Raw genomic sequence first — 26,100 nt, 5'->3', positions numbered from 1 at the left:
CAATCGCGGGTTGCGATCAGCCTTGCGACGTGTCGCGGCCGGCCCGCTTGCGCTCGTGTTCCTTCAGGAAGCGCTTGCGCAGGCGAACGCTCTTGGGCGTGATTTCGACCAGCTCGTCGTCCTCGATGAATTCCACGCCGTATTCGAGCGTGAGTTCAATCGGAGGCGTGATCTTGATCGCGTCTTCCTTGCCCGAAACGCGGAAGTTGGTCAGCTGCTTGGTACGCGTGGCGTTCACCACGAGGTCGTTGTCGCGGCTGTGGATGCCGACGATCATGCCTTCATACACCGGGTCGTTGGCGCGCACGAACATGCGGCCGCGGTCGTCCAACTTGCCCAGGGCGTAGGTGAAGATTTCACCGTCGTCCATCGAGATCAGCACGCCGTTCTTGCGGCCGCCGATGTCGCCCTTGTGCGGCTCGTAGCTGTCGAAGATGTTGCTGATGAGGCCCGAGCCACGCGTCAGGTTCAGGAATTCGTTCGTGAAGCCGATCAGGCCACGCGCCGGAATGCGGTACTCCAGGCGCACGCGGCCACGGCCGTCCGGTTCCATGTTGACCAGCTCGCCCTTGCGCTCGCCCAGTGCCTGCATCACGCCGCCCTGGTGCTGGTCTTCGATGTCGGCCGTCACCAGTTCGATGGGTTCATGCTTCTCGCCGTTGACGGTGCGGAACACCACGCGCGGCTTCGACACGGCCATTTCATAGCCTTCGCGGCGCATGTTTTCCAGAAGAATGGTCAGGTGCAGTTCGCCCCGGCCCATCACTTCGAAGATGCCTTCTTCGTCGGTTTCGTTCACGCGCAGCGCGACGTTGTGCTGCAGTTCCTTCTGCAGGCGGTCCCAGATCTGGCGGCTGGTGACGAACTTGCCTTCGCGGCCGGCCAGCGGGCTGGTGTTGACGCAGAAGTTCATGGTCAGGGTCGGCTCGTCGACCTTGAGCATGGGCAGCGGTGCCGGGTTGGCCGGATCGGTCACGGTGACGCCGATGCCGATGTCGGCAATGCCGTTGATCAGCACGATCTCGCCCGGGCCGGCTTCGGTGGCCTGCACGCGGTCCAGGCCCTGGAAAGTCAGCACCTGGTTGACACGGCCCTTGATGGACTTGCCATCCGGACCTTCCATCACGACCACGTCGGTCATCGGCTTCAGGGTGCCCTGGCTGATACGGCCGACGCCGATGCGACCGACGAAGGTCGAGAAGTCGAGGGCCGAGATCTGCAACTGCAGCGGCGCGGCGGGGTCACCCTTTTGCGACGGCACGTGCTTCAGGATGGTGTTGAACAGGGCCGACATGTCGGGGCCCCACTGCTCACCCTGTGCGCCCTCTTCCAGCGACGACCAGCCGTTGATGCCCGAGGCATACACCACGGGGAAGTCGAGCTGTTCGTCGGTGGCGCCGAGCTTGTCGAACAGGTCGAAGGCGGCATTGACCACCTTGTCGGGGTTCGCGCCGGGCTTGTCGACCTTGTTCACCACCAGGATGGGCTTGAGGCCCAGGGCCAGCGCCTTCTTGGTCACGAAGCGCGTCTGCGGCATCGGGCCTTCCTGGGCGTCGATCAGCAGCACCACGCCGTCGACCATCGACAGCGCGCGTTCCACTTCACCGCCGAAGTCCGCGTGGCCGGGGGTGTCGACGATGTTGATGTGCGTGCCTTCCCAGGTCACGGCGCAGTTCTTGGCCAGAATGGTGATGCCACGTTCTTTTTCGATGGCGTTGTTGTCCATCACCGTGTCGACGACCTTCTCGTGGTCGGCGAAGGTGCCGGACTGGCGCAGCAGTTGGTCGACCATGGTGGTCTTGCCATGGTCCACGTGGGCAATGATGGCGATATTGCGGATTTGCTTGGTACTCATGGTGTCGCTTCGGTCTGTTGTGCGTTCAAAAGAATTTGCTGGATTTCGATGGGGTTCAGCAAGCGCCCCGGGATCAGTTCGCCGGCCGCCACATGGGCCGTGCCGAGGAAGGCGTGCGGTTCGCTGCCGAACACGGCCACTTCTGCCGCATCGGCCCAGCCGCCACGGCGGCGCAGGCCTGAAAGAAAGCGTGCCGCATCTTCCGCGCCGAGCGTGACGCGGCTGTGGCCGTCCACCAGCGACTCGGCTGGCAGGAGTTGCGCCAGGCGCTCCTCTTCGTCCATGGCTTCGAGCGCTTCGAGGGTGACGCATTGCGCCTGCCCGAAATCGCCGGTCGCGGTGCGCCGCAGCGACGTCAGGTGGGCGCCGCAGCCGAGTGCCTCGCCGATGTCTTCGCCGAGGGTGCGGATGTACGTGCCCTTGCTCACGGTCGCCGCGATCCTGATGGCGCGCTGCCCTTGCGGGGCGGCAGCCTCGGTCACCTCCAGCTTGTGGATGACGACGTCGCGCGGTGCCCGCTCGATCTCGACGCCTTCGCGGGCGTACTCGTACAACGCCTTGCCGTCTTTCTTGAGCGCGCTGTGCATCGGTGGCACCTGCCGGATCGGGCCGGTGAACTGCTGCTGCACGCGCGCCAGGTCTTCCGGCGTGACGTTGACAGGCCGTTCGGCGATCACGTCGCCTTCGGCATCGCCGGTCGCGGTCTTGACGCCGAGACGGGCCGTGGCCTCATAGGTCTTGTCGGCGTCCAGGTGCAACTGGCTGAACTTGGTGGCCGCGCCAAAGCAAAGCGGCAGGACACCCGTCGCGAGCGGATCGAGCGTGCCGGTATGGCCCGCTTTTTCGGCGCGCAGCAACCACTTGGCCTTTTGCAAGGCCTGGTTGCTGGAGAGTCCCAGCGGCTTGTCGAGCAACAACACCCCATGCACAGGGCGCCGCTGCACCCTTGTGCGTGGCGCATTCATGGCTAGTCGTCTTTCGAGCGCGAAGCGACGGCCTGCGCGATGAGCGCGTTCATGTCGGCGGCACGCTCGGTGGTGCGGTCGAACAGGAAGTGCAGCGTGGGCACGGTGTGGATATGCAGGCGCTTGAACAGGCCGTTGCGCAGGAAGCCCGCGGCCTGGTTGAGCGCTTCGGTGGTCTCGGTCACGTCGCCCGTGAGCATGCTGAAGTAGACCTTCGCATGCGCATAGTCGGGCGTGACCTCGACGGCCTGGATCGTGACCATGCCCACGCGCGGGTCCTTCAACTCGCGCGCGATCAGCTCCGTCAGATCCCGCTGGATCTGGTCGGCAACCTTGAACGCGCGGTTGGGGGCAGCGGCTTTTCTTTTCGGCATGGACTCTTTCGCATCGAACGCTTACAGCGTCCGGGCGATTTCCTTGATTTCGAAGAATTCGAGCTGATCGCCTTCTTTGATGTCGTTGTAGTTCTTGAGCTTGATACCGCACTCAAAACCTTCGCGGACTTCGCGGACATCGTCCTTCATGCGCTTGATCGAATCGATTTCGCCGGTGTAGATCACCACGTTGTCGCGCAGCAGGCGGAAATGCGCGCTGCGGTTGACCGAGCCCGAAGTGACGTACGAGCCGGCCACGGTGCCGATCTTCGAGGCCACGAACACCGTGCGGATCTCGGCCGAGCCGATGATCTCTTCGCGGCGCTCCGGTGCCAGCATGCCCGACATCGCAACCTTGATCTCGTCCACAGCGTCATAAATGATGCTGTAGTAGTTCAGCTGCACGCCGTTGTTTTCGGCCAGCTTGCGCGCACCGGCATCGGCGCGCACGTTGAAGCCGATCACGACCGCCTTGGAGGCGATGGCGAGGTTGATGTCGTTCTCGCTGATACCGCCCACGCCTGCGTAGACGATCTGCACCTTGACTTCTTCGGTCGCCAGCTTGAGCAGCGATTGCGCCAGGGCTTCCTGCGAGCCTTGCACGTCGGCCTTGATGATCAGGCGCAGCGTCTGCACTTCGCCCGCCGACAGGTCGGTGAACATGTTCTGCAGGTTCGCGGCCTGCTGCTTCGCCAACTTGGTGTTGCGGAACTTGCCGGCACGGTAGGTGGCGATTTCGCGCGCACGGCGCTCGTCGGCCATCACCATGAACTCGTCGCCCGCTTGCGGCACTTCGGTCAGGCCCTGAATCTCGACCGGGATCGACGGACCCGCGGCCTTGATGGTCTTGCCGTCTTCGTCCAGCATGGCGCGCACGCGGCCGTAGGTGGAACCTGCCAGCACCACGTCGCCGGTCTTGAGCGTGCCGGACTGAACCAGCACGGTTGCGACCGGGCCGCGGCCCTTGTCGAGCTGCGCTTCGATGACCAGACCCTTGGCGGCGGCATCCACCGGCGCCTTGAGTTCCAGCACTTCAGCCTGCAGCAGCACTTGTTCGAGCAGGTCGTCGATGCCCTGGCCGGTCTTGGCCGACACCGGCACGAACGGCACATCGCCACCGTACTCTTCGGGCACGACCTCTTCGGCCACCAGTTCCTGCTTCACGCGGTCCAGGTTGGCATCGGGCTTGTCCACCTTGTTGATGGCAACCACGATCGGCACACCCGCCGCCTTCGCGTGCTTGATGGCTTCCTTGGTCTGGGGCATGACGCCGTCGTCGGCGGCCACCACCAGGATCACGATGTCAGTGGCCTGTGCACCGCGGGCACGCATGGCCGTGAAGGCCTCGTGACCCGGGGTGTCGAGAAACGACACCATGCCGCGTTCGGTCTGCACGTGGTACGCGCCGATGTGCTGCGTGATGCCGCCGGCTTCGCCCGCTGCGACCTTGGCGCGGCGGATGTAGTCGAGCAGTGAGGTCTTGCCGTGGTCGACGTGACCCATGACGGTCACGACCGGTGCGCGCGGCAGAGCTTCGGCGGTTTGCGCCGACACGTCCTCGTCGGTGAAGGCTTCCGGATCGTCCAGCGCAGCAACCACGGCGTTGTGACCCATGTCCTCCACGATGATCATCGCGGTGTCCTGGTCGAGCGACTGGTTGATGGTCGCCATCATGCCGAGCTTCATCAGCTGCTTGATGACTTCCTGTGCCTTGACGGCCATCTTGTGTGCCAGTTCGGCCACGGTGATGGTTTCGGGCACGTGCACTTCGAGAACGCGTGCCTCGACCGGTGCGGCCGGTGCGTGCTGCTCGTCGTGACCGCCACGGTCATTGCCGCGACGGCCGCGCGGACCTCCGCGCCAGTTGCCGCGACCGACGCCACCGCTGGCATCGCCGCGGGTCTTGATTTCCTTCTTCTTGGCAGGATCGCCAGCCCAGCTCGACGAGAGCTTGGCGGACTTGACTTCCTTGCCGGCCCCGGCGGCGCCGGGCGCTGCTGCAGCACCGGGTGCGGCAGGCGCGCCGGGACGTGCCGCCGGCGTGGCCGGCTTGTGCAGCGTGCCCTTGACTGCGGCCTTTTCGGGCTGCGGCTTCTCGGGCGCCTTGTGCGGCACCAGCACGCGGGCCGGTGCATTCATCATCGCGCGAATGGCTTCGGCTTCGGCGAGGGCCTTGCGGCGACGCTCGTCGAGATCCTTGGCACGTGCAGCCTCTTCGTCGGCGCGGGCCTTCGATTCGGCAGCGGCCTTGGCCTTTGCGTCTTCCTTGGCTTGCGTCGCGGCGGTCTGGGCGGCGAGCTTGGTGTCGGCGGCCTGCTGCTCGGCGGCAGCGGCGGCGGCCGTCACTGCGGGAGCGGGCGCGGCAGCCGGCTTGGCAGGCGTGTCCTTGGCCGCAGCGGTTGCGGCGGCAGCTGCAGCAGCGGCCTTCTTCTCGGCGGCGATGCGTGCGGCTTCTTGCTCGGCCTGTTCGGCGCGCTCGGCCTTTTCAGCCTGCTCGCGTTCACGGGCTTCGGCTTCTTCGCGCAGACGGCGCTTTTCGGCCAGCTCTTCTTCCTGGCGACGGATCAGCTCGGCCTGGCGGCGCGCTTCTTCCTCGCGGCGGGCCAGTTCGGCCTCGTCGACCTGGGGCGCAGCTGGCGCAGGTGCCGGTGCTTCAGCGCTTTGCTGTGCATGTTCGGGCGTGGCCGGGTGGCCTTCATCGCGCTGGATGAACGTGCGCTTCTTGCGCACCTCGACCTGGATGGTGCGGGCGCGGCCGGTGGCGTCGGCCTGCTTGATCTCGCTGGTCGACTTCTTGGTCAGCGTGATCTTCTTGCGCTCGGGCTCGACGGTGCCATGGCTGGCTTTGAGGTGGCCGAGCAAGCGCTGCTTGTCGGCCTCCGTGAGCGCATCGGTGGCGGCCGCTTTGGGCACGCCTGCGCTCTTGAGCTGGTCAAGCAAGGTTTCGGGAGTCTTCTTGAGCTCGTTCGCGAACTCGGCGACAGTGGTACTGGACATATTGGTTTCGTGCCTCCATGACCGTCACTCTTGGCCGGCGAACCAGTGTTCGCGGGCTTTCAAGATGAGGGCTTTGGCGTCATCGGCGCTGTGGCCGGTGATCTCGGTGAGTTCATCGACCGCGAGGTCGGCGAGGTCGTCACGGGTGTTCACACCCGCCTCGACCAGCTTGGGAATCAGCTCGGGGTCCAGGCCCTCGAGGTCATGCAGGTCCTGAGACACCTGCGGCTGCACCTCGACACCCTCCTCCTTGGCGATTTCCATGGTCAGCAGCGCATCCTTGGCACGCGAGCGCAGCTCATTGATCGTGTCTTCGTCGAAAGCCTCGATCTCCAGCATTTCGGAGATCGGCACATAGGCGACTTCTTCCAGGCTGTTGAAGCCTTCGGAGATCAGGATGTCGGCGATTTCTTCGTCGACGTCGAGCTTTTCCATGAAGAGCTTGCGGCTGGCGTCCGTCTCGGTCGCCTGCTTCTGGGCCGACTCGTTGGCGTCCATGATGTTGATCTTCCAACCGGTCAGGTCGGAAGCCAAGCGCACGTTCTGGCCGCCGCGGCCGATGGCGATGGCGAGGTTTTCCTCGTCGACCACCACGTCCATGGCATGCTTTTCTTCATCGACGACGATCGACGACACGTTTGCCGGCGCCAGGGCACCGATCACGAACTGGGCCGGGTCTTCGCTCCACAGCACGATGTCCACGCGCTCGCCGGCGAGTTCGTTCGTGACGGCATTGACGCGGGTGCCACGCACGCCGACGCAGGTGCCGATCGGGTCGACGCGCTTGTCGTGCGAGAGCACGGCGATCTTGGCGCGCGAACCCGGGTCACGGGCGCAGCTCTTGATTTCGAGCAGGCCTTGCTCGATCTCGGGCACTTCCTGGCGGAACAGCTCGATCATGAACTCGGGCGCCGAGCGCGACAGGATGATCGGCGCGCCGCGCAGCGTCAGGTCGACCTCCATGATCATGGCGCGCACGCGATCGCCATTGCGCAGGTTTTCCTTTGCGATCATCTCGCTGCGGCGCAGGCGGCCTTCGACGCGGCCGGCCTCGACGATGATGTCGCCCTTGTCCAGGCGCTTGACGGTGCCGACGAAGATCTTGTCGCCACGCGACATGAAGTCGTTCAGCAACATTTCGCGCTCGGCGTCGCGGATCTTCTGCAGGATCACCTGCTTGGCAGCCATGGCGCCGATACGGCCGATCGGCACCGAATCCACCGCTTCTTCGATGTACTCGCCGACTTCGATGTCCGACATTTCTTCCTTGGCTTCGAACAGGAGGATTTCCTGGTCGGGCAGCTGCAGGCCGGCCTCGTCGGGAACGACGTGCCAACGGCGGAAGGTCTCGTAGTCGCCACTGTCGCGATCGACCGAGACGCGGATGTCCACGTCACCCTGATGGAGCTTCTTGGTGGCTTGCGCCAGTGCGGACTCGACTGCGCCGAAGACGACGTCACGCTCGACGTTCTTCTCGCGCGAGATCGCATCCACCAACATCAACATTTCGCGATTCATGCCACCACTCCTCTGGTCAGTCCGGAACATTCGTTCCGTCGTCAATATCCGAAAAACCCGGTTGGGTTTTGGCCTTGCGGCCCTTGAAATCCACAATGGGCGCAAGCCGCGCATCGCGCAGCTCGTCCAGCACAAAGCCCAGCGCATGCAACGGTGCAGGCGCGCGCTTCTTGCTCACTTTTTGACCCGGCTTGGGCTTGGGCGCATCGCTCCAGACGATTTGCCAACCCGGGGCCGCACCTTCGGCAGCCCCTTGCGCCTTTTCGGCACGCTCCAGCGTGCCGCGAAACTTCTTGCGGGTGGCCGACACCTGGCCCGCCGCGGCAGCCCCCATGGGCGCCTTGAGCGTGATGTCGATTTCCGACCCGACAAAACGCTCGAAATCCTGCTCATTGCGCAGCGGGCGATCGATACCGGGCGAGGAAACCTCGAGCCGCTTGTAATCAACGCCATCGACTTCGAGCGCGAACTGCAATTGCCGCGTGACTTTTTCGCAGTCTTCCACCGTCACGAACGGCTCGGGCACGCCGGCAGCCACATCTTCGGAGGTGGGGGCCGTCCAGGGCAAATCAATCGTCACGCGCAGCAATCCCCCGGCCGAGCGTTCGATCTCAACCAGGTCGTAGCCAAGACCGGCCACGGTTTGTTCCACTATTTGCTGCAATGCCACGTGTTTGAAAGTGCCTTTTAAATACCGAACCCGCGCATCCGCCCCGCCGCGGATGCCCGAATCCCAATGATCTCAATGAGTGCTCAGAATGAATAGACCAAAAAAAACGGGCGGTTGGTACCCGCCCGTTTGGTCGTGAGCCTCGAATTATATGCTATTCGTGTGATAAATGAAGGGGCATTCGCACTCAGGCAGCCAGTGGCGCACGAGATTTGGACCAAACCACCGCAAACAACACCGCCCCGAGCGCCAGCGCAGCGGCGGCGACCAGCAACGGGAGTTCGAAAGACCCGGTTCGCTGGGCCAGCGGCGCCGCAAAGAGCGGCCCGATGATCTGCCCCACGCCATACGACGCCGTCGCGTAGCCGATCAGCCCGGCGGCCGCATTGCCACGCAGGCGGCGCGCCTCCCGCATCGCGAAAAGCGTGATGGCCGTGAACGGCATCCCGAGCAACAGGCTGCCAAGCGCGAACCCGCCGATGGTCGGCCATGCCACCGACAGCACCACGCCGAGCGCCTGCAGCGCATAAGCCACGGCCAGCAACAGGCGGTTGTCCCAGTGGGTCGGCGCGCGTGCCCCGATCAGCGCGCCCGGAATGATGGCCAGCCCGAACAGCGGCCAGAAGAAGTCGGGCCACGACGAACCGGGCAACGCCTGGCGCGCGATCACCGGGAGAAAGGTCGCCGTGATGATGTAGCCGAAACCCGCCAGACCATAGAGCGCAACCAGCCAGATCGCGTCGCTGCGGGCGGCCGCCGTTCCAGCAGCAGCGCCTGCCGTCACTGGCGCCGGCGCAGCGGTGCCGCTCGCCGGCTGTTCGCCATCGTCGAACACGCGCCAGATCACGGCGATCAGCGCGATCGCGAGAAGACCAAGGCCCATCCACCCCGCTTCGGAACCCCAGCGCCCCAAAGCGCCGCCCAGCAATCCGGTCATCGCGATCCCGATGCCCGGCCCGGTGTAGATCACGCCCGCCAGCGTCGGCGCATTCGTTTCGGCCAGCCGCCGCATGCCCCAGCCCGAGGCAAAAACGAAGACCCAGGCGCTCATCACGCCCGCCGCAGTACGCAGGACACCCCACCCGATGAAGCTGTGCAGCAGCCCCATGCCGAGCAGAAGCGCCGCGGTGGCAACCAACCCGCCGCGCACCATGCTCGACGCCTTGATCCCGATGGCCGCACAGCTGACCGCACCGAAGAAATAACCCAGGTAATTGAGCGACGCCAGCACGCCGCCGCCCGCCAGCTCCAGCTTTCCCTCGTGCAGCATGATGGGCAGCATGGGCGTGAAGGCAAAGCGCCCCAGGCCCATCGCCACTGCCAGGGTGACCATGCAAGCCAGCGCTGCACGCCAGGCACCGCGCCGGTCGCGTCCGATTTCCGACATTTCCTGCAATCTCCGTTTATTCCAGCAGCGCCGCGGCCACCAATTTTTTTGTATAGGGATGCGCCGGCGCATCGAGCACCCGCTCGACCGGCCCGGCTTCAAGGATCGCCCCGTCCTTCATCACAATGACCTCGTGCGCCATGGCGCGGATCACTTCCACATCGTGCGTGATCAGCAAATAGCTCAGACCCCGCTCCCGCTGCAAGCGCTGCAGCAGGCTCAGCACCTGCTTCTGGATCGTCACGTCGAGCGCACTGGTCGGCTCGTCGAGCACCAGCAATTGCGGATCGACGATCAGTGCGCGCGCAATCGCCAGGCGCTGGCGCTGCCCGCCCGAAAACTCATGCGGGTAACGCTCGAGGAGCGACGGAAACTGCGCCTCGGTCAACCCGACGTCGGCCAGTGCCGTGAGTGCGCGGGCGCGGCGGGCCTCGGTGCCGAGTTCGGGCGCATGCACGCGCAAACCTTCGCCCACGATCTGCTCCACCGTCATGCGCGGCGAGAGCGATGAAAACGGATCCTGGAACACCACCTGCATGACCCGACGCAGGCCCAGGTCGGAAGCCCGATCGACAGCCCACCCCTTGCCATCGACCTTCAACACGCCCTGGTGCTTCAGCAGGCCAAGCGCCGCAAGCGCGAGCGTCGACTTGCCCGAACCCGACTCCCCGACCACGCCCAGCGTTTCGCCCGGCACGATGCGGAAGTCCGCGCCTTGCACGGCGACGAATTCACCCTTGCGGAACCAGCCCGCGAAGCCGGGGCGCGGCACCGGGTAGATCACGCGCAGGGCTTTGGCTTCGAGCACCGGTGCCGCCTCGTCCCGTGCGGCGACCGCCACCACATCGCGCTGCGGATGGCTGTCGATCAGCTTGCGTGTGTACGGATGCTGCGGCGCCTCGAACACGCCCGCCACGGCGCCATGCTCGACCACGTGGCCGCTCTCCATGACCACCACCCGGTCGGCGAAGCGACGCACCAGGTTCAGGTCGTGCGTGATCAGCAGCACGGCCATGCCGTACTTGCGCTGCAGGCCGGCCAGCAGTTCGAGGATTTGCGCGCGCACGGTGACGTCGAGCGCGGTGGTCGGCTCGTCCGCGAGCAGCAGGCGCGGCTTGCAGGCGAGCGCCATTGCGATCATGGCGCGCTGCCGTTGGCCGCCTGAAAGCTGGTGCGGAAACGCCCTCGCCCGCCGCTCCGGCTCCGGAATACCGGTGTCGGCCAGCAACTGGACGGCTGCCGCTTGCGCGGCACGGGCCGACAACCCTTCATGCAACTCCAGCACCTCGGCGATCTGGTCGCCGACGCTGTAGAGCGCATTGAGTGCGGTCATCGGCTCCTGGAAGATCATCGCGATCTCCTTGCCTCGGATGCCACGCAATTCGCGCTCGGGGATCGACAGCAGATCGCGCGCGTTGTTCTGCGCATGCTCCGGGCCGAAGAGCCTTGCGACGCCAGCAAGATCGGCGTTCTGCACCAGGCGCAGCAGCGACAGCGCCGTGACCGTCTTGCCCGAACCCGATTCGCCGACGAGCGCGAGTTTTTCGCCCGCGGCGATCTGGAAGTCGATGCCGTGCACCACCTCCTTGCCGCTGAACGCGATGCGCAGGCCCTTCACGTCGAGCAGGGGTTGGCTTTTGGTGTCGCTCATCACTTGTCGGCCTTCCGGGGGTCTAGTGCGTCGCGCAGCGCGTCGCCCATGAAGGTCAGCAATGCCAGGGTGAGCACGAGCACGCCAAAGGTAGCCAACGAGATCCACCAAGCGTCGATGCTGGACTTGCCCTGACTGAGCAGTTCCCCCAAAGACGGCGTGCCCGGCGGCACGCCCAGCCCCAGAAAATCGAGCGAGGCCAGCGCCAGGATCGACGCACTGATCCGAAAAGGCAGAAAGGTGACAACAGGGACCATGCTGTTCGGCAGGATATGGCGCCACATGATCTGCAGATTGCTCACTCCGAGTGCACGGGCGGCGCGCACGTAGTCCATCTGCCGGTTGCGCAGGAATTCGGCGCGCACGTAATCGGCCAGGCCAATCCAACCAAACAAGCTCAGGATGATCAGCAGCAGCGCCACACTCGGCGCAAAGATTGCACTGAAGATGATCAACAGGTACAGCTCGGGCATCGAACCCCATATCTCGATCGCCCGTTGCATCAGCAGGTCGGTCTTGCCAGCGAAATAACCCTGGATGGCACCTGCCACCACACCCAGCACCGTGCCGATCGCGGCCAGAGCAAGGCCGAACAGCACGCTCACGCGAAACCCATAGATCAATTGCGCCAAGAGATCACGGCCGCGGTCATCTGTACCCAGCCAGTTTTGCCACGATGGCGGACCCGGTGCCGGGTCCTTGGCGAAGTAATTGATGGTGTTGGCGCCATAGCGGTTGGGCGCATACAGCGCCCAGTTGCCCTTCTCCCGCAAGCGCGCCTCGATGAAGGGGTCAAGATAATCCGTGGGTGTCTGAAAGTCGCCGCCAAACACCGTCTCGGGATACTCACGCAGCACGGGGAAGTAGGTTCGCCCCTCGTAGCGCACGATCAATGGCCGGTCGTTGGACAGCAGTTCAGCGCCCAGGCTCAGCAACACCATCGCGCTGAACAGCATCAAGCTCCAGAAGCCAAGCCTGTTGCGCCGGAAGCGCCGCCAGGCACGGCGCCCCGGGGACAAGGAAACAGGCACCGCATTGCCCCCTTCAGGACCGCCGGAGGTCATTGCGGGAGGGTCAGTCAAACTTGACACGTGGATCCACCCAGACGTAGCAGAGGTCGCTGATCAGCTTGGTCAGCAGGCCGATCAGCGTGAAGAAATAGAGCGTGCCCAGCACCACGGGATAGTCGCGCCGGATCACGCTTTCATAACTCAGCAGGCCCAGCCCATCGAGCGAGAACAGCGTTTCGATCAGCAGTGAACCGGTGAAAAAAGCCCCGATGAAGGCCGCAGGAAAACCCGTGACGATCGGAATCAGCGCGTTGCGAAACACGTGCTTCCACAGCACCTGGCGGTCCTTGAGCCCCTTGGCACGCGCCGTCAGCACGTACTGCTTGCGGATCTCCTCGAGGAAGGAGTTCTTGGTAAGGATCGCGGTGATCGCAAAGCTGCCGAGCACCATGGCAGTCACCGGCAACGTGATGTGCCAGAGGTAGTCGACGATGCGTGCGCCCCAGCTGAGCTCATCCCAGTTCGATGATGTGAGCCCGCGCAATGGAAACCACTGCAGCTGCCCACCGAAGATCACCAAGAGCGCGACGCCGAGCACAAAACCCGGAATCGCATAGCCGACCAAGACGAACACCGACGTCCAGAGGTCGAAGCGGGAGCCCGCGCGCACAGCCTTCGCCACGCCAAGCGGCACCGCAATCGCGTAGCTGATGAAAAAGGTCCACAGACCCAGGCTCAGCGACACCGGCAGCTTTTCAACGATCAGCGCCCATACGCTCTTGTTCTGAAAGAAACTTTGGCCAAGATCGAAGCGTGCAAACCGACTCAGCATCTGGGTGAGCCTCTCGAGCGGTGGCTTGTCAAAGCCATACAGCGCCTTGATCTCCTCCAGCCGTTTGGGGTCCACGCCCTGCCCGCCGCGGTAGGTGCCTCCACCCGAATCGGCACCCGAGCCGCCCGCAGCCACGCGAGACTCGATCAGGTATTGCTGGACAGGCCCTCCAGGCACAAACTGGATGACGCCGAAGGTGATGATGATGACGCCCAGCAACGTGGGAATCATCAGCAGCAGCCGGCGCAGGATGTAGCCGCTCATAGAAAATGCTCCATGCCTGACGCTGCGGTACCCGCGCCGTTAGCCTTGGTGAAGTGCATCTTCACCGTCCACCCACCTCGCCCGGACCGCGCCACCATGTGAGCATGGCCCACTCTTCGGCGAGCGCATAGGGCGGCATGGGATCGTGATGCGCCGTGCGCCATGCGTCGTAGACGATGCGGTGCGACGTCAGCGTCCATTGCGGGATCAACAGGTGGCTGTGCATGATGACGCGGTCGAGCGCGCGGCAGGCGGGCAACAGTTCCTCCTTCGAGGTTGCACCCACGATGCGCCCGAGCAGATCGTCCACCGCGGGACTCTTGACCCCGGTGAAATTTCCCGAGCCCTCGGTGTCCGCGGCCTTGCTGCCGAAAATCTCCATCATTTCCTGGCCCGGGTTGTGGGTGCCCTGGAAGTTGATGGTGACGATGTCGAAGTCGAACTGGTCCATTCGCTGCTGGTACAGCGCGTAGTCCACCGCATTGAAATTCAACCGGATGCCCAGTTTTTCGAGATTGCGTATCCACGGCGAGACGGTCCGTATGCCTCCCTCTCGGCTATCGAGGTAACTCAGCACCATCGGCTGGCCCTGCGCATTGCGCAGAGCACCATCGCGATAGTCCCAGCCGGCTTCGTGCAGCAGGTCGCGCGCTCGGCGCAGGTTGTCTCGAAGCGACCGGCCTTCGCCTTCTGTGGCGGGCGGTGTGTACATGGGCCCGAACACGGCGTCTGGCACCTTGCCGCGCCAGCGCTCCAGCAGGGCGTTTTCTTGTGCCGACGGCAGTCCTGTCGCCTCGCACTGCGTATTGCCGAACAGGTCGTGCACGCGTGGGTATCCCCGGTAGAACAGTTGCCGGTTCATCCAGTCGTAGTCCAGTGCCAGCCCCAGGGCCTCGCGCACCCGGACATCCTTGAGCAAGGGGCGGCGCGTGTTGAGAACATAACTCTGGTATCCAGACGGATGGCGGTGCGGAAACTCCTGCTTGACCAATTGCCCGCTGTCGAAACGCCGTCCATTCACACGGCGAGCCCAATCGCCGGCCGAATAGAAACTCATGAAATCGAACTCGCCAGCCTTCAGGGCTTCGAGCCTGGCCGTGTTGTCCCGGTAGATCTTGACGGTGATCCGCTCGAAGTTCGCGGTCCCACGTCGCACATTGAGCTCACGTCCCCAGTAGTTCGGATCGCGTACATAGGTGATGTCACGCCCAAAAATCACCGGGCCAATACGATAGGGGCCGCTGCCGATCGGCGTGTCGGTCACGATCTGGTCGAACGGCTTGGCCTTGCCGTCCTTCATGCCCCAATGCCGGCTGAACACCGGCACAAGGGTGCCCACAGTCAACGGGAGCTCACGGTCGGGGCGCTTGAAGCGGAAACGCACCGTCAGCCGGTCCAGAACCTGTACGTCGCGCACCTCCTGCAGCAAGGTCGCGAACTGCGGCATCGCCTGCGGACTGCGCAGCGTATCGACCGTGTATTTCACATCGGCCGCCTCCACCGGTGTGCCGTCGTGAAAGCGGGCTTCCTGGCGCAGGCGAAACACCACGCTCAGCCGGTCTGGCGCAACCTCCACGTCCTCGGCCAGCAATCCATATGCAGAGGCGGTCTCGTCGAGCGACGCGCTCAGCAGCGTTTCAAAGAGCAGTTGCTGCAGATAGGCCGGCGGTGAACCCTTGAGGGTGAATGGGTTGTACTTGTCGAAGGTCGAATAGCGCAGATTGCTCACCAGCCGCAGTTCGCCGCCCTTGGGCGCGTCGGGGTTGACGTAATCGAAGGACTTGAAGCCCTGCGCGTACTTCAGGTCGTCCCAAAGTGCATATCCATGCGCGGCCCACGCGGGGAACGCGCACACCAACAACCACCCGACCCAGAGAAACCGCATGCGAGAATTCTGCCCAAGATTTTCACAAGGCAACTTCATGGGCTTTCTTTCCGGCAAAAAACTGTTGATCACCGGTGTGTTGAGCAATCGCTCCATTGCTTATGGCATTGCCAAGGCCTGCCATGAGCAGGGCGCCGAGCTCGCCTTCAGTTATGTCGGCGAACGATTCAAGGACCGTATCACCGAATATGCCGCAGACTTCGGCTCGAAGCTGATTTTCGACTGCGACGTGAGCGACGACGCGCAGATCGACAAGCTCTTCGCCGATCTCGCCCAGGCCTGGCCGAAGTTCGACGGCTTCGTTCACAGCATTGGCTTCGCACCGCGCGAAGCCATCGCGGGCGACTTCCTCGAAGGCCTCTCGCGCGAGGGCTTCAAGGTCGCGCACGACATCAGCGCGTACAGCTTTCCGGCCATGGCCAAGGCGGCCCTGCCCTACCTCAACGACAAGTCGGCCCTGCTCACGCTGACCTACCTGGGCGCCGAACGCGCGCTGCCCAACTACAACACGATGGGCCTGGCCAAGGCTTCGCTCGAAGCCTCGGTGCGCTACACCGCCTCCTCGCTCGGCCCGAAGGGCATGCGCGTGAATGGCATCAGCGCCGGCCCGATCAAGACGCTGGCGGCCAGCGGCATCAAGGGCTTCGGCAAGATGCTGGCCGCCGTGGCCGACGCCTCACCGATCCGCCGCAATGTGACGATCGAGGAAGTTGGCAATGTGGCCGCCTTCCTGCTGAGCGACCTGGCCAGCGGTGTGACAGCAGAGATCACCTACGTGGACGGCGGCTTCAGCAACGTCGTCGGGGGCATGGCGGAATAAGCGCCGAGCCCAACTGGCTTGAAGCGGCCGCCCTGCGGCCGTTTTTCGCTCTTTATTTCATAGCATCGTGCTGAATCGACGCACCCTTCTGCTGGCCGGCCTCGGCGTGTCACTGGCGCGCGGCGCGTTCGCGCGCGACGCCGCGCCCTCGCTGATGCTCGCCGAGGTCTACCGTCGCGGCATGTCGCTGAACGACTACTGGGTCAGCGAAAAATTCGATGGCGTGCGCGGCTACTGGGATGGCAAGCAGCTATGGACGCGCGGCGGCGAAAAGGTCGTGGCGCCAGCGTGGTTCACCGCCCCGCTTCCCCGGCAGCCCATGGACGGCGAACTGTGGGCGGGCCGCGGCCGTTTCTCTCACGCGGTATCGACCGTGCGCAGCCAGACGCCGAACGACGTCGCCTGGCGCGAGATGCGCTTCATGGTGTTCGACCTGCCATCACAAGGCGGCGACTTCACCACCCGACTGGCGGCCCTGCGCAAGCTGTTGCCCATCACCGATGCGCCCTGGATCGTGCCCGTTCCACAACAGCGCGCGACCACGCACGAGGAACTGCAGGCTCTGCTCGACAAGACCGTGAAGATGGGCGGCGAAGGCCTGATGCTGCATCGCGGCAGCTCGCTCTACCTGGGTGGACGCAACAACGACCTGCTGAAGGTCAAGCCCTTCGACGATGCCGAGGCACGCGTCGTAGAGCATGTGCCCGGCAAAGGCAAGCACAGCGGCCGGCTCGGCGCGCTGGTGGTCGAAACGCCCGAGGGCAAGCGCTTCAAGCTCGGCAGCGGCCTGACCGACGCCGAGCGCGAAAACCCGCCGCCGATCGGCAGCTGGGTCACTTACCGCTACAACGGCCTGAACCCGAGCGGCCTGCCCCGCTTCGCGCGCTTCATGCGGATTCGAGAAGACGCTCCGCGTTCCTGAAGAAGAAAACAAAAGGGGCGCCGCTGCGGCGCCCCTTTCTCGATTGCAGCCGTCAGCTGTCAGCTGGCCTTGCGAACGCAATCCGCGTAGTAACGCTTCTTGCCCGTCTCGTCGATGCGCGCCACCAGACCATGGATGTCGGTCTCGAAGCCCGGGCACTGGGTGTTGAACTCGCGCGAGAACTTGAGGTAGTCGACGATCTTCTTGTTGAACACCTCGCCCGGAATCAGAAGCGGAATGCCCGGTGGGTACGGCGTGATCAGGCTGGTGGTGATGCGGCCTTCGAGTTCGTCGATCTCCACGCGCTCGGTCTTACGGTGCGCGATGTGGGCGAAGGCGTCGCTGGGCTTCATGGCCGGCGTGAGGTCGCTCAGGTACATCTCGGTCGTGAGGCGGGCCACGTCGTAGCGCGCATACAGCTGGTGGATGTGCTGGCACAGGTCGCGCAGGCCCAGGCGTTCGTAGCCCGGGTGCTGCTGGCAGAACTCCGGCAGGATGCGCCACATCGGCTGGTTGCGCGCGTAGTCGTCCTTGAACTGCTGCAGCGCAGTCAGCAGCGTGTTCCATCGGCCCTTGGTGATGCCGATGGTGAACATGATGAAGAAGCTGTACAGGCCCGTCTTCTCGACGATCACGCCGTGCTCGGCGAGGAACTTGGTCACCACGCTCGCGGGAATGCCGGTCTCGGCGAAGTTGCCTTCGAGGTCCAGGCCCGGCGTGACGATGGTCGACTTGATCGGGTCGAGCATGTTGAAGCCGTCGGCCAGTTCACCGAAGCCGTGCCAGTTGCGCGGCGACTTCTTGCTCTTCGGCTGGCGATTCTTCTCGCCGTGCATGATCCAGTCTTCGGCACGGCCGATGCCTTCGTCGACGAGCTTCTCGGGGCCCCAGACCTTGAACCACCACTCGTCCTTGCCGAACTCTTCCTCGACCTTGCGCATGGCGCGGCGGAAGTCGAGCGCTTCAAGAATGCTTTCTTCCACCAGCGCGGTGCCGCCGGGCGGCTCCATCATGGCGGCGGCCACGTCGCAGCTCGCGATGATCGCGTACTGCGGGCTCGTGGACGAGTGCATCAGGTAGGCCTCGTTGAAGAGGTCGCGGTCGAGCTGACGGTTCTGCGAATCCTGCACCAGCACGTGGCTGGCCTGGCTGATGCCGGCCAGCAGCTTGTGGGTGGATTGCGTGGCGAACACCAGCGATTCCTTCGGCCGCACGCGGCGCTTGCCCATCGCGTGGTAGGCGCCATAGAACGGGTGGAAGGCGGCGTGCGGCAGCCAGGCCTCGTCGAAGTGCAGCGTGTCGACGTAGCCGTCGAGCATGTTCTTGATGGTCTCGGTGTTGTAGATCACGCCGTCGTAGGTCGACTGGGTGAGCGTCATCACGCGCGGCTTGACCTTGTTCGGGTCCACGTCGGCCAGCAGCGGATTGGCCTTGATCTTGGCCTTGATGGCGCTCTGCTCGAACTCGCTCTTCGGAATCGGGCCGATGATGCCGAAGTGGTTGCGCGTGGGCTTCATGAACACCGGGATCGCGCCGGTCATGATGATCGCGTGCAGGATCGACTTGTGGCAGTTGCGGTCGACCACGACCACGTCGTCGGGCGCCACCGTGTGGTGCCACACCATCTTGTTGCTGGTGCTGGTGCCGTTGGTCACGAAGAAGCAGTGGTCGGCATTGAAGATGCGCGCCGCATTGCGTTCGCTGGCCGCCACGGGGCCGGTGTGGTCGAGCAACTGGCCGAGTTCTTCCACGGCGTTGCAGACGTCGGCGCGCAGCATGTTCTCGCCGAAGAACTGGTGGAACATCTGGCCCACCGGGCTCTTGAGGAACGCCACGCCGCCCGAGTGGCCCGGGCAGTGCCACGAGTACGAACCGTCCTCGGCGTAATCGATCAGCGCCTTGAAGAACGGCGGCTGCACGCCTTCGAGGTAGGCCTTGGCCTCGCGGATGATGTGGCGCGCCACGAACTCGGGCGTGTCCTCGAACATGTGGATGAAGCCATGCAGCTCCCGCAGGATGTCGTTCGGGATGTGGCGCGAGGTCTTGGTTTCGCCGTAGATGTAGATCGGCACGTCGGCGTTCTTGCGCCGCACTTCGCCGATGAAGTTGCGCAGGCTCAGCACGGCGGGGTCGAGGTCGGGGCCGACCGTGAACTCCTCGTCGTCGATCGACAGGATGAACGCGCTGGCGCGGCTTTGCTGCTGCGCGAATTGGCTCAGGTCGCCGTAGCTCGTGACGCCCAGCACCTCGAAGCCCTCGCTTTCGAAGGCTTGCGCGAGCGCGCGGATGCCGAGGCCCGAAGTGTTTTCGTAGCGGAAGTCCTCTTCGATGATGACGATGGGAAAGCGGAATTTCATGAGCGGGGCTCCGGACAGGCAGTAAGGCGAGGCAATGAGGCGAGGCGCGAAGTGTACGGAATTCAGATGAAGAATCTGGTCAGCCTGCAGCAAGACATTCGAGCCATGGCGGCAAGAGCCACTTCCGCAGGGAAAGTACCCCTACGTAACACAAGCGCATGAAACGCTATGCCTCAGAATGGCGCGGATCGAACAAGCATAAAGAGGAGTTGTCATGGCGAATTCCACCGTCTGGTGGCTGATAGCAGGCGCCGCCATCGTGGTCGAGCTGCTGTCCGGCACGGTCTACCTGTTGCTGCTGGCCGCTGGCTTTGCCGCCGCGGCCATCGCGGCGCACCTGGGTTTTGGCACCGTCACGCAATTGCTGGTGGCGGCGGTCATCGGCGTGGGCGCCGTGCTGGTCTGGTATTCGATCCAGCGCAAGCGCCCACCGGCACCGCCGACAGGCACGAACCGCGACGTGAACCTCGACATCGGCGAAAGCGTCTTCGTCGACGCGTGGAACCCCGACGGCACCGCCACCGTGCGCTATCGCGGCGCGCAATGGACCGTGGTGCCGCGTGCGGGCCGCGCACCCTCGACCGGCGAGCATCGCGTGGTCGAGATCATTGGCTCCCGTCTTGTCGTCGACAAGGTCTAGTCAGTCAGAACACAGAACCCGAAAAGGAAGCGCACCATGGAATTTTCCGTACCTCTCATCATCCTGGTCATCGCGATCATCTTCATCAGCCAGTCGGTCAAGTTCGTGCCGCAGCAGAACGCCTGGGTGCGCGAGCGCCTGGGCAAGTACCACGGCACCATGACGCCCGGGCCGAACTTCCTGATCCCGTTCATCGACCGGGTGGCTTACAAGCACAGCCTGAAGGAAATCCCGCTCGACGTGCCGAGCCAGATCTGCATCACGCGCGACAACACGCAGCTGCAGGTCGACGGCATCCTGTACTTCCAGGTGACCGACCCGATGCGCGCGAGCTATGGCTCGTCGAACTACATCGTGGCCGTGACGCAGCTCGCACAGACCTCGCTGCGCAGCGTGATCGGCAAGCTGGAACTCGACAAGACCTTCGAGGAACGCGACGTCATCAACGCCCAGGTGGTGGCCGCCATCGACGAAGCCGCGCTCAACTGGGGCGTGAAGGTGCTGCGCTACGAAATCAAGGACCTGACGCCGCCCAAGGAAATCCTGCTGGCCATGCAGGCGCAGATCACGGCCGAGCGCGGCAAGCGCGCGCTGATTGCCGCATCGGAAGGCCGCCGCCAGGAACAGATCAACATCGCCACTGGCGAGCGCGAGGCGTTCATCGCCCGCTCCGAGGGTGAAAAGCAGGCCCAGATCAACAACGCCCAGGGCGAGGCCGCAGCCATCACGGCCGTGGCGACCGCAACGGCGGACGCCATCGAACGCGTGGCTGCCGCCATCCGGCAGCCCGGCGGCGAGCAGGCCGTGCAGCTCAAGGTGGCCGAACGCGCCGTCGATGCCTACGGCAAGGTGGCCGCGGACTCCAAGACCACGCTGATCGTGCCGAGCAACATGACCGAGACCGCAGCGCTGATCTCTTCGGCCATGCGCATGATCCAGACTGGCAAAAGCTCCGGCCCAACCTGAAAACGGCCCGAAGCCACGCTACAATCGTGGGCTCAGGAGCGGTGGATGAGCGGTTTAAGTCGCACGCCTGGAAAGCGTGTGAGGGTTAATAGCCCTCCGCGGGTTCGAATCCCGCCTGCTCCGCCAGAGATTGATTGTTCGTAACCGTTCGCGAACATGCAGACAGCAAGAAGCCCAAGTCGCCACAAGCACTTGGGCTTTTTTGTTGCCCACGCTGTCCTTGCTGCCTGCAAGACACGCGATGCGTTGCTTTGCAGCAACTGCGCGTCGCAAGCACGGGCCCTTTCGTCTGGCGTACGATCCAAACGTTTTACTTTCAAGCCCGCAAAGGAACCTCGATGGCTGGACAACCCGAAACCTCGCCGCGTGGCACGACACCACTCGACAAGACACTCGCCAAAAGCGAGCAGGTGGCTGCCGATGTGCAGAGGGCATCGGACAACCTCGCCGTGGTGAGCACCGTGCTCGAACAGGAACTGCCCGACGAAGTCCAGGTCGGCGAGGTGGCGCAGGCCATCGAGCACACGAGCCAGCTCGAAGAAAAGTTGGCCAAGTCGGCCAAGAAGCTCGCCGAAGTGAATGCGGCCCTGAGCGAAGAGATCGAGAAGCGCCTCGAAGTGACCGCCGAACGCGACGAGAGCCAGGCGCTGGCCGAAAAGCTCAAGGCCAAGATCCGTTCCGACGGCGCAGGCTGACCCCGGATCGCGCGCGGATCCCTCCGTCCGTATCCCTTCTCCTACGCTGCGGCGGCGCCAGGCACGCTACGCTATTGGTTCTCAAAGCGAAACCACGGCATGGCCCTCATCACGTTCCTCGTCGAGGACAACAAGACCATCAGGGATAACCTGGTCCCGGCCCTCGAGGATCTGGTCAATGGCCGTGTGGTCGGCTTCGCCGAAACCGAGTCCGACGCGCTCGAATGGCTCGCAGCCCACCCGGACGACTGGCAGTTGCTGATCGTCGATCTCTTCCTGAAGGAAGGCTCCGGCCTCGGCGTGCTGGCCGGGCGCAAGTCGCGCAAGCCGGGCCAGCGTGTGGTGGTGTTGAGCAACTACGTCACGGGGGACATCCGGGCGCGCTGCGAGGCTCTGGGCGCCGACGCCGTGTTCGACAAGTCGCACGACCTCGACGCCTTCATCGAGTACTGCAACACCGACCGCCCTTCGGGCCTTGCCGCGCTCTGAGCCAGCTCAAGCAGCAGACATGAAAAAAGGGCCCGAGGGCCCTTTTTTCTTTGGCGGAAAACCGCCCGGTTGCCGATGCGATCAGCGCACCACGGCGATCTGCGTACGCACGCCACCCTTGTAGGTGTACAGCGTCAGTGCACCATTCTTGATGTCGCCCTTTTCGTCGAAGGCGATCGGGCCGGTCACGCCCTTGTACGAGATCTTGCCGACTTCAGGCAGGTACTTTGCCGGGTCCGAAGAACCAGCAGCGACCATTGCCTGGGCCAGCACGTTGACCGCGTCGTACACGTACGGTGCATAGATCTGCACGTCGACGCCGTTCTTGGTCTTGAACTTGGCCTTGAAGTCTTCCAGCGGCTGCTTGAAGTCGCCGTCGACACCGCCGGCTTCCGCGCACACCACCATGTCTTCGCCGATGGCATCGCCAGCCAGCTTCGGCAGTTCGCCGGTGCACAGGCCGTCGCCGCCCATGAACTTGACGTTCAGGCCGAGCTGCTTGACCTGCTTGAGCATCGGGCCGCCGACAGCGTCCATGCCGCCGAAGAACAGCACGTCGGGCTTGGAGGCCTTGAGCTTGGTCAGGATGGCGTTGAAGTCGGTCGACTTGTCGGTGGTGAATTCGTGGCCCACGATGGTCGCGCCTGCGGCCTTGGCCGACTTCTCGAATTCTTCGGCAACGCCCTGGCCGTAGGCCGTGCGGTCGTCGATCACGGCGATGTTCTTGCCCTTGAGGGTTTCGACGGCGTACTTGCCGAGCGTGCCACCCAGTTGCGTGTCGTCGGCCACCACGCGGAACGTGGTCTTGAAGCCTTGACGCGTGTACTTGGGGTTGGTTGCCGAGGGCGAGATCTGCGGAATGCCGGCGTCGCTGTACAGCTTCGAGGCGGGGATGGTGGTGCCCGAGTTCAGGTGACCGACCACGCCGTTGACCTTTTCGTCCACGAGCTTCTGGGCCACGGCCGTGCCCTGCTTCGGATCGCCTGCGTCGTCTTCGGCGACCAGTTCGAACTTGGCGACCTTGTCACCGATCTTGAGGCCCTTTGCATTCAGGTCTTCGATGGCCATCTTGGCGCCGAACTCGTTGTCCTTGCCCAAGTGGGCGATGGGACCGCTGGTAGGTGCCACGTGACCGATCTTGACGACCAGGGTGTCTCCGGCAGGTGCTGCAGGTGCGGGGGCCGCAGCCGTGGGCGCCGGCGTTGCCGCGGGTGCAGCAGCTTCTTCTTTCTTGCCGCAAGCCACAAGCGTGATTGCAGCCAGTGCGACCGCAGTCCATTTCAATTGCATGGGAACCTCCAGAACTTGGATGAAAAGAATAAAAAACCGGTCGTGTGATCCGGGCGCGCAGACCTCGCAAGTTTCGCGCCGCAGACCAGCGGCACCCTCACGCCCTTCCGACCTGCGGCGCAGTTTAGCCGAGGATTTACGCGCCGGAAGCTGGCGTAGACCCTGTGTTTTCGGAGAGTTCGGCGGCCATTGCCTCGATCACCAAAGCACGCAGGACGGCCTCGATTTCATTGCGCAAACGCGGCACCATTGCATCGAGTTGATGCTGAACAGCAGCTGACACGGTGTCGCTCAAACGCTCTTCCAGAGACAGGTCGACACGCTGCAGCACACGGTGCAGAAGCTGCTCTTCGAGGCTGACGATTTCCGCTTGCGAAAGCTGGGCGGAGGGAGGCAAGGCAACGGCGCTCGCCAGGTCGGGCTGGGGCGTCGATGCGGCGGACGCACCATGGAGCGCTTCGGCGGCGACGGGCTCCGCCGGGATCTCGAGCACCGTGGTCAGGGTGGGAACGAACCGGGGCGGCGTGCGCAGCGTACTGGCCATGTCAGGAGCTCTTTGCGAAGTCGTGCGGCTGGATGGTGTAGCCGCGGTCGGCATAGTGGCGCCAGCGCGAGCGACCGACCTGTCGGTCGTTGGTCTCGTCGCTCACGATGTCGATGAGGCGCTCGTAGCGCTCGAAACCGGCAGGCACTTCGAGGCCGAGGTTCACCAGCATCTCGCGGTGCGGCAACGCCGTCGCATCGGCGCCGTCCACGGAAAGAACGACCGGCGAACGGGCGACAACATGCGCCGGCGCATCGCCGCGGCAATGCGCGACGAAGTCCACGGGCGACAGCTGCCAAAGGGCGGCATCCACTGCGTCCAGCATCTGCGGGTCGCCCACGACCACCACGCGCAGGCCGCGCGCATTGACGGCCTTGCGAACCAGCCGGCAGGCATAGTTCAGCTTGTCGGGCGCGTTGTAGTGAAAGCCGATTTCCGTCACTTTGCGGACCGGGCCTTTCGAGCCGGCGCATCCGAAGCCTTCGACGACGCCTTGCGTTCAGCCTTCGCGGCCGTGTCGGCCGCACCGCTGCTCGCGCGATTCGTCAGGTAGGACACCAGCAGGCCCACCGGTCGACCGGTTGAGCCCTTGGCCGCCCCGCTCTTCCAGGCGGTGCCCGCGATGTCCAGGTGCGCCCACGGGAAGTCACTGGCAAAACGCTGCAGGAACTTGGCGGCGGTGATCGCGCCACCGGCACGGCCCGCGATGTTGGCCACGTCGGCGAAGTTGCTCTTGAGGCCTTCGGCGTAGTCGTCGTCGAGCGGCAGGCGCCAGCAGCGGTCTTGCGATGCCTCGCCGGCTGCTTCGAGTGCCGAGGCCAGCGTCTCGTCGCTCGAGAACAATCCGCTGCGCACACCGCCGAGCGCCACCACGCAGGCGCCAGTCAGCGTGGCGATGTCGATCACCGCGGCCGGGTCGAAGCGCTTGGCATAGGTCAACGCATCGCACAGGATAAGGCGGCCTTCGGCGTCGGTGTTGAGCACCTCGATGGTCTGCCCGCTCATGCTGGTCACCACGTCGCCCGGCTTGACAGCCTTGCCGTCGTTCATGTTTTCGCACGAGGGAATGAGACCGACAACATTGATGGCGGGCTGGATGTCGCCGAGCGCGCGGAAGGTGCCGAGCACGCTCGCGGCGCCGCACATGTCGAACTTCATCTCGTCCATCTCGGCCGCCGGCTTGAGCGACACGCCGCCGGTATCGAAAGTGATGCCCTTGCCGACCAGCACGACGGGCGCCTGATCTTTCGACGCGCCCTGGTAGCGGAGCACGATGAAGCGCAGCGGCTCGGCCGAGCCTTGGGCCACTGCAGCGAACGAACCCATGCCGAGCTTTTCGACTTCCTTCGGGCCGAGCACCTCGCACTTGATGCGCGGCAGCTTGGCAAGGTCCTTGGCGGCTTCGCCAAGCAGCGTGGGGGTGGCATGGTTGGCGGGCCGGTTGCCCCACTCCTTGGCCAGTTCGATGCCCAGCACGGTGGCACGGGCCTCATTGAAAGCACCGTTCACGCCGGAAGCATCGGCCACGCCGACGGTCAGGTGGCGGATGCTGCGCGGCTCGGCTTTCGACTTGGTGGTGGTGTAGACATAGCTGGCATCGGCCGCGGCCGTGACGGCGCCAGCCACTGCGGTGCCGTCCGCGGCCTGCGCGAACACCACGACCACCCGTTTCGGCCCCTGAGCCTTGACCGCATTGACTGCCGCGGTCACGCCGCTGCGCACCGACGCGAGCTTGCCGTCGCCGATGGCCGCGAACACGACGCGCGACGCCACGACGTCGTCGGGGCGGTACAGCGTGAGCAGCTTGCCGGCCTTGTCGGGCAGGTCGCCGGCCTTGCGGGCACTGGCGGCCAGCACGGAAAGCGGGTCTTTGGTGGTGAGGGGAGCGCTGCCGACGAGCACGATCAGGACATCGGATTTCTCGGCTGCAGCCTGGGCGACGGTGAGGGTCTTGAGTTGAAAGTCCATA

22 protein-coding genes and 1 tRNA gene are annotated in these 26,100 nt (G+C 64.3%); 7 read left to right on the top strand and 16 right to left on the bottom strand.

Annotated elements, in window-relative coordinates; genetic code table 11:
- Positions 1-16: 16 nt before the first annotated feature.
- From typA to BLQ28_RS12385, 11 genes are all read right to left on the bottom strand, one after another.
- Positions 17-1,855 carry a translational GTPase TypA gene (gene typA / locus BLQ28_RS12435; protein WP_093239567.1) on the bottom strand — a complete coding sequence of 613 codons (1,839 nt, stop codon included), beginning with the start codon at positions 1,853-1,855 and terminating at the stop codon, positions 17-19.
- The gene (truB, locus tag BLQ28_RS12430) at positions 1,852-2,820 is read right to left on the bottom strand and encodes a tRNA pseudouridine(55) synthase TruB (RefSeq protein ID WP_093239566.1); all 969 of its coding nucleotides are present in this window, start codon (positions 2,818-2,820) and stop codon (positions 1,852-1,854) included. The genes typA and truB overlap by 4 nt, the downstream gene beginning before the upstream one ends.
- A gap of 2 nt (positions 2,821-2,822) precedes the next feature.
- Positions 2,823-3,194, bottom strand: a complete 372-nt coding sequence (gene rbfA, locus BLQ28_RS12425; RefSeq protein ID WP_093239564.1) for a 30S ribosome-binding factor RbfA — start codon at positions 3,192-3,194, stop codon at positions 2,823-2,825.
- A 21-nt stretch (positions 3,195-3,215) separates the two neighbouring features.
- Complete coding sequence (infB, locus tag BLQ28_RS12420; protein WP_093239562.1) at positions 3,216-6,191, bottom strand: translation initiation factor IF-2; 2,976 nt, start codon at positions 6,189-6,191, stop codon at positions 3,216-3,218.
- A gap of 24 nt (positions 6,192-6,215) precedes the next feature.
- Positions 6,216-7,709: a transcription termination factor NusA gene (gene nusA, locus BLQ28_RS12415; RefSeq protein ID WP_093239560.1), complete on the bottom strand. Its 1,494-nt coding sequence runs from the start codon at positions 7,707-7,709 to the stop codon at positions 6,216-6,218.
- 16 nt (positions 7,710-7,725) lie between these two features.
- Positions 7,726-8,379: a ribosome maturation factor RimP gene (gene rimP / locus BLQ28_RS12410; RefSeq protein ID WP_093239559.1), complete on the bottom strand. Its 654-nt coding sequence runs from the start codon at positions 8,377-8,379 to the stop codon at positions 7,726-7,728.
- A gap of 187 nt (positions 8,380-8,566) precedes the next feature.
- Positions 8,567-9,766 carry a YbfB/YjiJ family MFS transporter gene (locus BLQ28_RS12405; protein ID WP_093239557.1) on the bottom strand — a complete coding sequence of 400 codons (1,200 nt, stop codon included), beginning with the start codon at positions 9,764-9,766 and terminating at the stop codon, positions 8,567-8,569.
- A 16-nt stretch (positions 9,767-9,782) separates the two neighbouring features.
- Positions 9,783-11,417 (bottom strand): ABC transporter ATP-binding protein, encoded by a 1,635-nt coding sequence (locus BLQ28_RS12400; protein ID WP_093239555.1) that lies wholly within the window; start codon positions 11,415-11,417, stop codon positions 9,783-9,785.
- Positions 11,417-12,481, bottom strand: coding sequence for an ABC transporter permease (locus BLQ28_RS12395; protein WP_093239554.1), 1,065 nt, complete (start codon positions 12,479-12,481; stop codon positions 11,417-11,419). Before BLQ28_RS12395 ends, BLQ28_RS12400 begins: the two co-directional genes overlap by 1 nt.
- A 10-nt stretch (positions 12,482-12,491) precedes the next feature.
- On the bottom strand, positions 12,492-13,523 hold the full coding sequence (locus BLQ28_RS12390; protein ID WP_093239552.1) for a microcin C ABC transporter permease YejB: 1,032 nt from the start codon (positions 13,521-13,523) through the stop codon (positions 12,492-12,494).
- A gap of 61 nt (positions 13,524-13,584) precedes the next feature.
- Positions 13,585-15,408, bottom strand: a complete 1,824-nt coding sequence (locus tag BLQ28_RS12385) for an extracellular solute-binding protein (protein ID WP_093239550.1) — start codon at positions 15,406-15,408, stop codon at positions 13,585-13,587.
- Between the two features lie 37 nt (positions 15,409-15,445).
- On the opposite strand from BLQ28_RS12385, the gene fabI reads away from it, so the two are divergent.
- Together fabI and BLQ28_RS12375 are read left to right on the top strand one after the other, a co-directional pair.
- Complete coding sequence (fabI, locus tag BLQ28_RS12380; RefSeq protein WP_093239549.1) at positions 15,446-16,228, top strand: enoyl-ACP reductase FabI; 783 nt, start codon at positions 15,446-15,448, stop codon at positions 16,226-16,228.
- A gap of 67 nt (positions 16,229-16,295) precedes the next feature.
- Positions 16,296-17,150: a DNA ligase gene (locus tag BLQ28_RS12375; RefSeq protein ID WP_093239547.1), complete on the top strand. Its 855-nt coding sequence runs from the start codon at positions 16,296-16,298 to the stop codon at positions 17,148-17,150.
- Positions 17,151-17,209: 59 nt separating this feature from the next.
- Here BLQ28_RS12375 and BLQ28_RS12370 read toward each other — a convergent pair whose 3' ends face one another.
- Positions 17,210-19,507 carry an arginine/lysine/ornithine decarboxylase gene (locus BLQ28_RS12370; protein ID WP_093239546.1) on the bottom strand — a complete coding sequence of 766 codons (2,298 nt, stop codon included), beginning with the start codon at positions 19,505-19,507 and terminating at the stop codon, positions 17,210-17,212.
- 214 nt (positions 19,508-19,721) lie between these two features.
- Between BLQ28_RS12370 and BLQ28_RS12365 the strand changes: the two genes are divergently transcribed.
- From BLQ28_RS12365 to BLQ28_RS12345, 5 genes are all read left to right on the top strand, one after another.
- Positions 19,722-20,147 carry an NfeD family protein gene (locus BLQ28_RS12365; protein ID WP_093239544.1) on the top strand — a complete coding sequence of 142 codons (426 nt, stop codon included), beginning with the start codon at positions 19,722-19,724 and terminating at the stop codon, positions 20,145-20,147.
- 36 nt (positions 20,148-20,183) lie between these two features.
- Positions 20,184-21,113, top strand: coding sequence for an SPFH domain-containing protein (locus BLQ28_RS12360; protein WP_093239542.1), 930 nt, complete (start codon positions 20,184-20,186; stop codon positions 21,111-21,113).
- A gap of 35 nt (positions 21,114-21,148) precedes the next feature.
- Positions 21,149-21,239 (top strand) — tRNA-Ser (locus BLQ28_RS12355).
- Positions 21,240-21,451: 212 nt separating this feature from the next.
- Positions 21,452-21,808, top strand: a complete 357-nt coding sequence (locus BLQ28_RS12350; RefSeq protein ID WP_093239541.1) for a hypothetical protein — start codon at positions 21,452-21,454, stop codon at positions 21,806-21,808.
- Positions 21,809-21,907: 99 nt separating this feature from the next.
- On the top strand, positions 21,908-22,297 hold the full coding sequence (locus tag BLQ28_RS12345) for a response regulator (RefSeq protein WP_093239539.1): 390 nt from the start codon (positions 21,908-21,910) through the stop codon (positions 22,295-22,297).
- An 81-nt stretch (positions 22,298-22,378) separates the two neighbouring features.
- On the opposite strand, the gene BLQ28_RS12340 is transcribed toward BLQ28_RS12345, so the two are convergent.
- The 4 genes from BLQ28_RS12340 to BLQ28_RS12325 all read right to left on the bottom strand — a co-directional run bounded on the left by BLQ28_RS12340 (position 22,379) and on the right by BLQ28_RS12325 (position 26,099).
- Positions 22,379-23,587 (bottom strand): branched-chain amino acid ABC transporter substrate-binding protein, encoded by a 1,209-nt coding sequence (locus tag BLQ28_RS12340; RefSeq protein ID WP_093239538.1) that lies wholly within the window; start codon positions 23,585-23,587, stop codon positions 22,379-22,381.
- Positions 23,588-23,723: 136 nt separating this feature from the next.
- Positions 23,724-24,131 carry a hypothetical protein gene (locus BLQ28_RS12335; protein ID WP_093239536.1) on the bottom strand — a complete coding sequence of 136 codons (408 nt, stop codon included), beginning with the start codon at positions 24,129-24,131 and terminating at the stop codon, positions 23,724-23,726.
- A gap of 1 nt (position 24,132) precedes the next feature.
- Positions 24,133-24,573: a DNA polymerase III subunit chi gene (locus BLQ28_RS12330; protein WP_093239535.1), complete on the bottom strand. Its 441-nt coding sequence runs from the start codon at positions 24,571-24,573 to the stop codon at positions 24,133-24,135.
- Positions 24,570-26,099, bottom strand: a complete 1,530-nt coding sequence (locus BLQ28_RS12325) for a leucyl aminopeptidase (protein ID WP_093239533.1) — start codon at positions 26,097-26,099, stop codon at positions 24,570-24,572. The genes BLQ28_RS12330 and BLQ28_RS12325 overlap by 4 nt, the downstream gene beginning before the upstream one ends.
- Between the last annotated feature and the right edge of the window lies 1 nt (position 26,100).

Origin of the sequence: Variovorax sp. EL159, from assembly GCF_900100965.1 — a bacterium.
Taxonomy (GTDB): Bacteria; Pseudomonadota; Gammaproteobacteria; order Burkholderiales; family Burkholderiaceae_C; genus Variovorax.
This window is presented reverse-complemented; position numbering and strand designations above follow the sequence as displayed.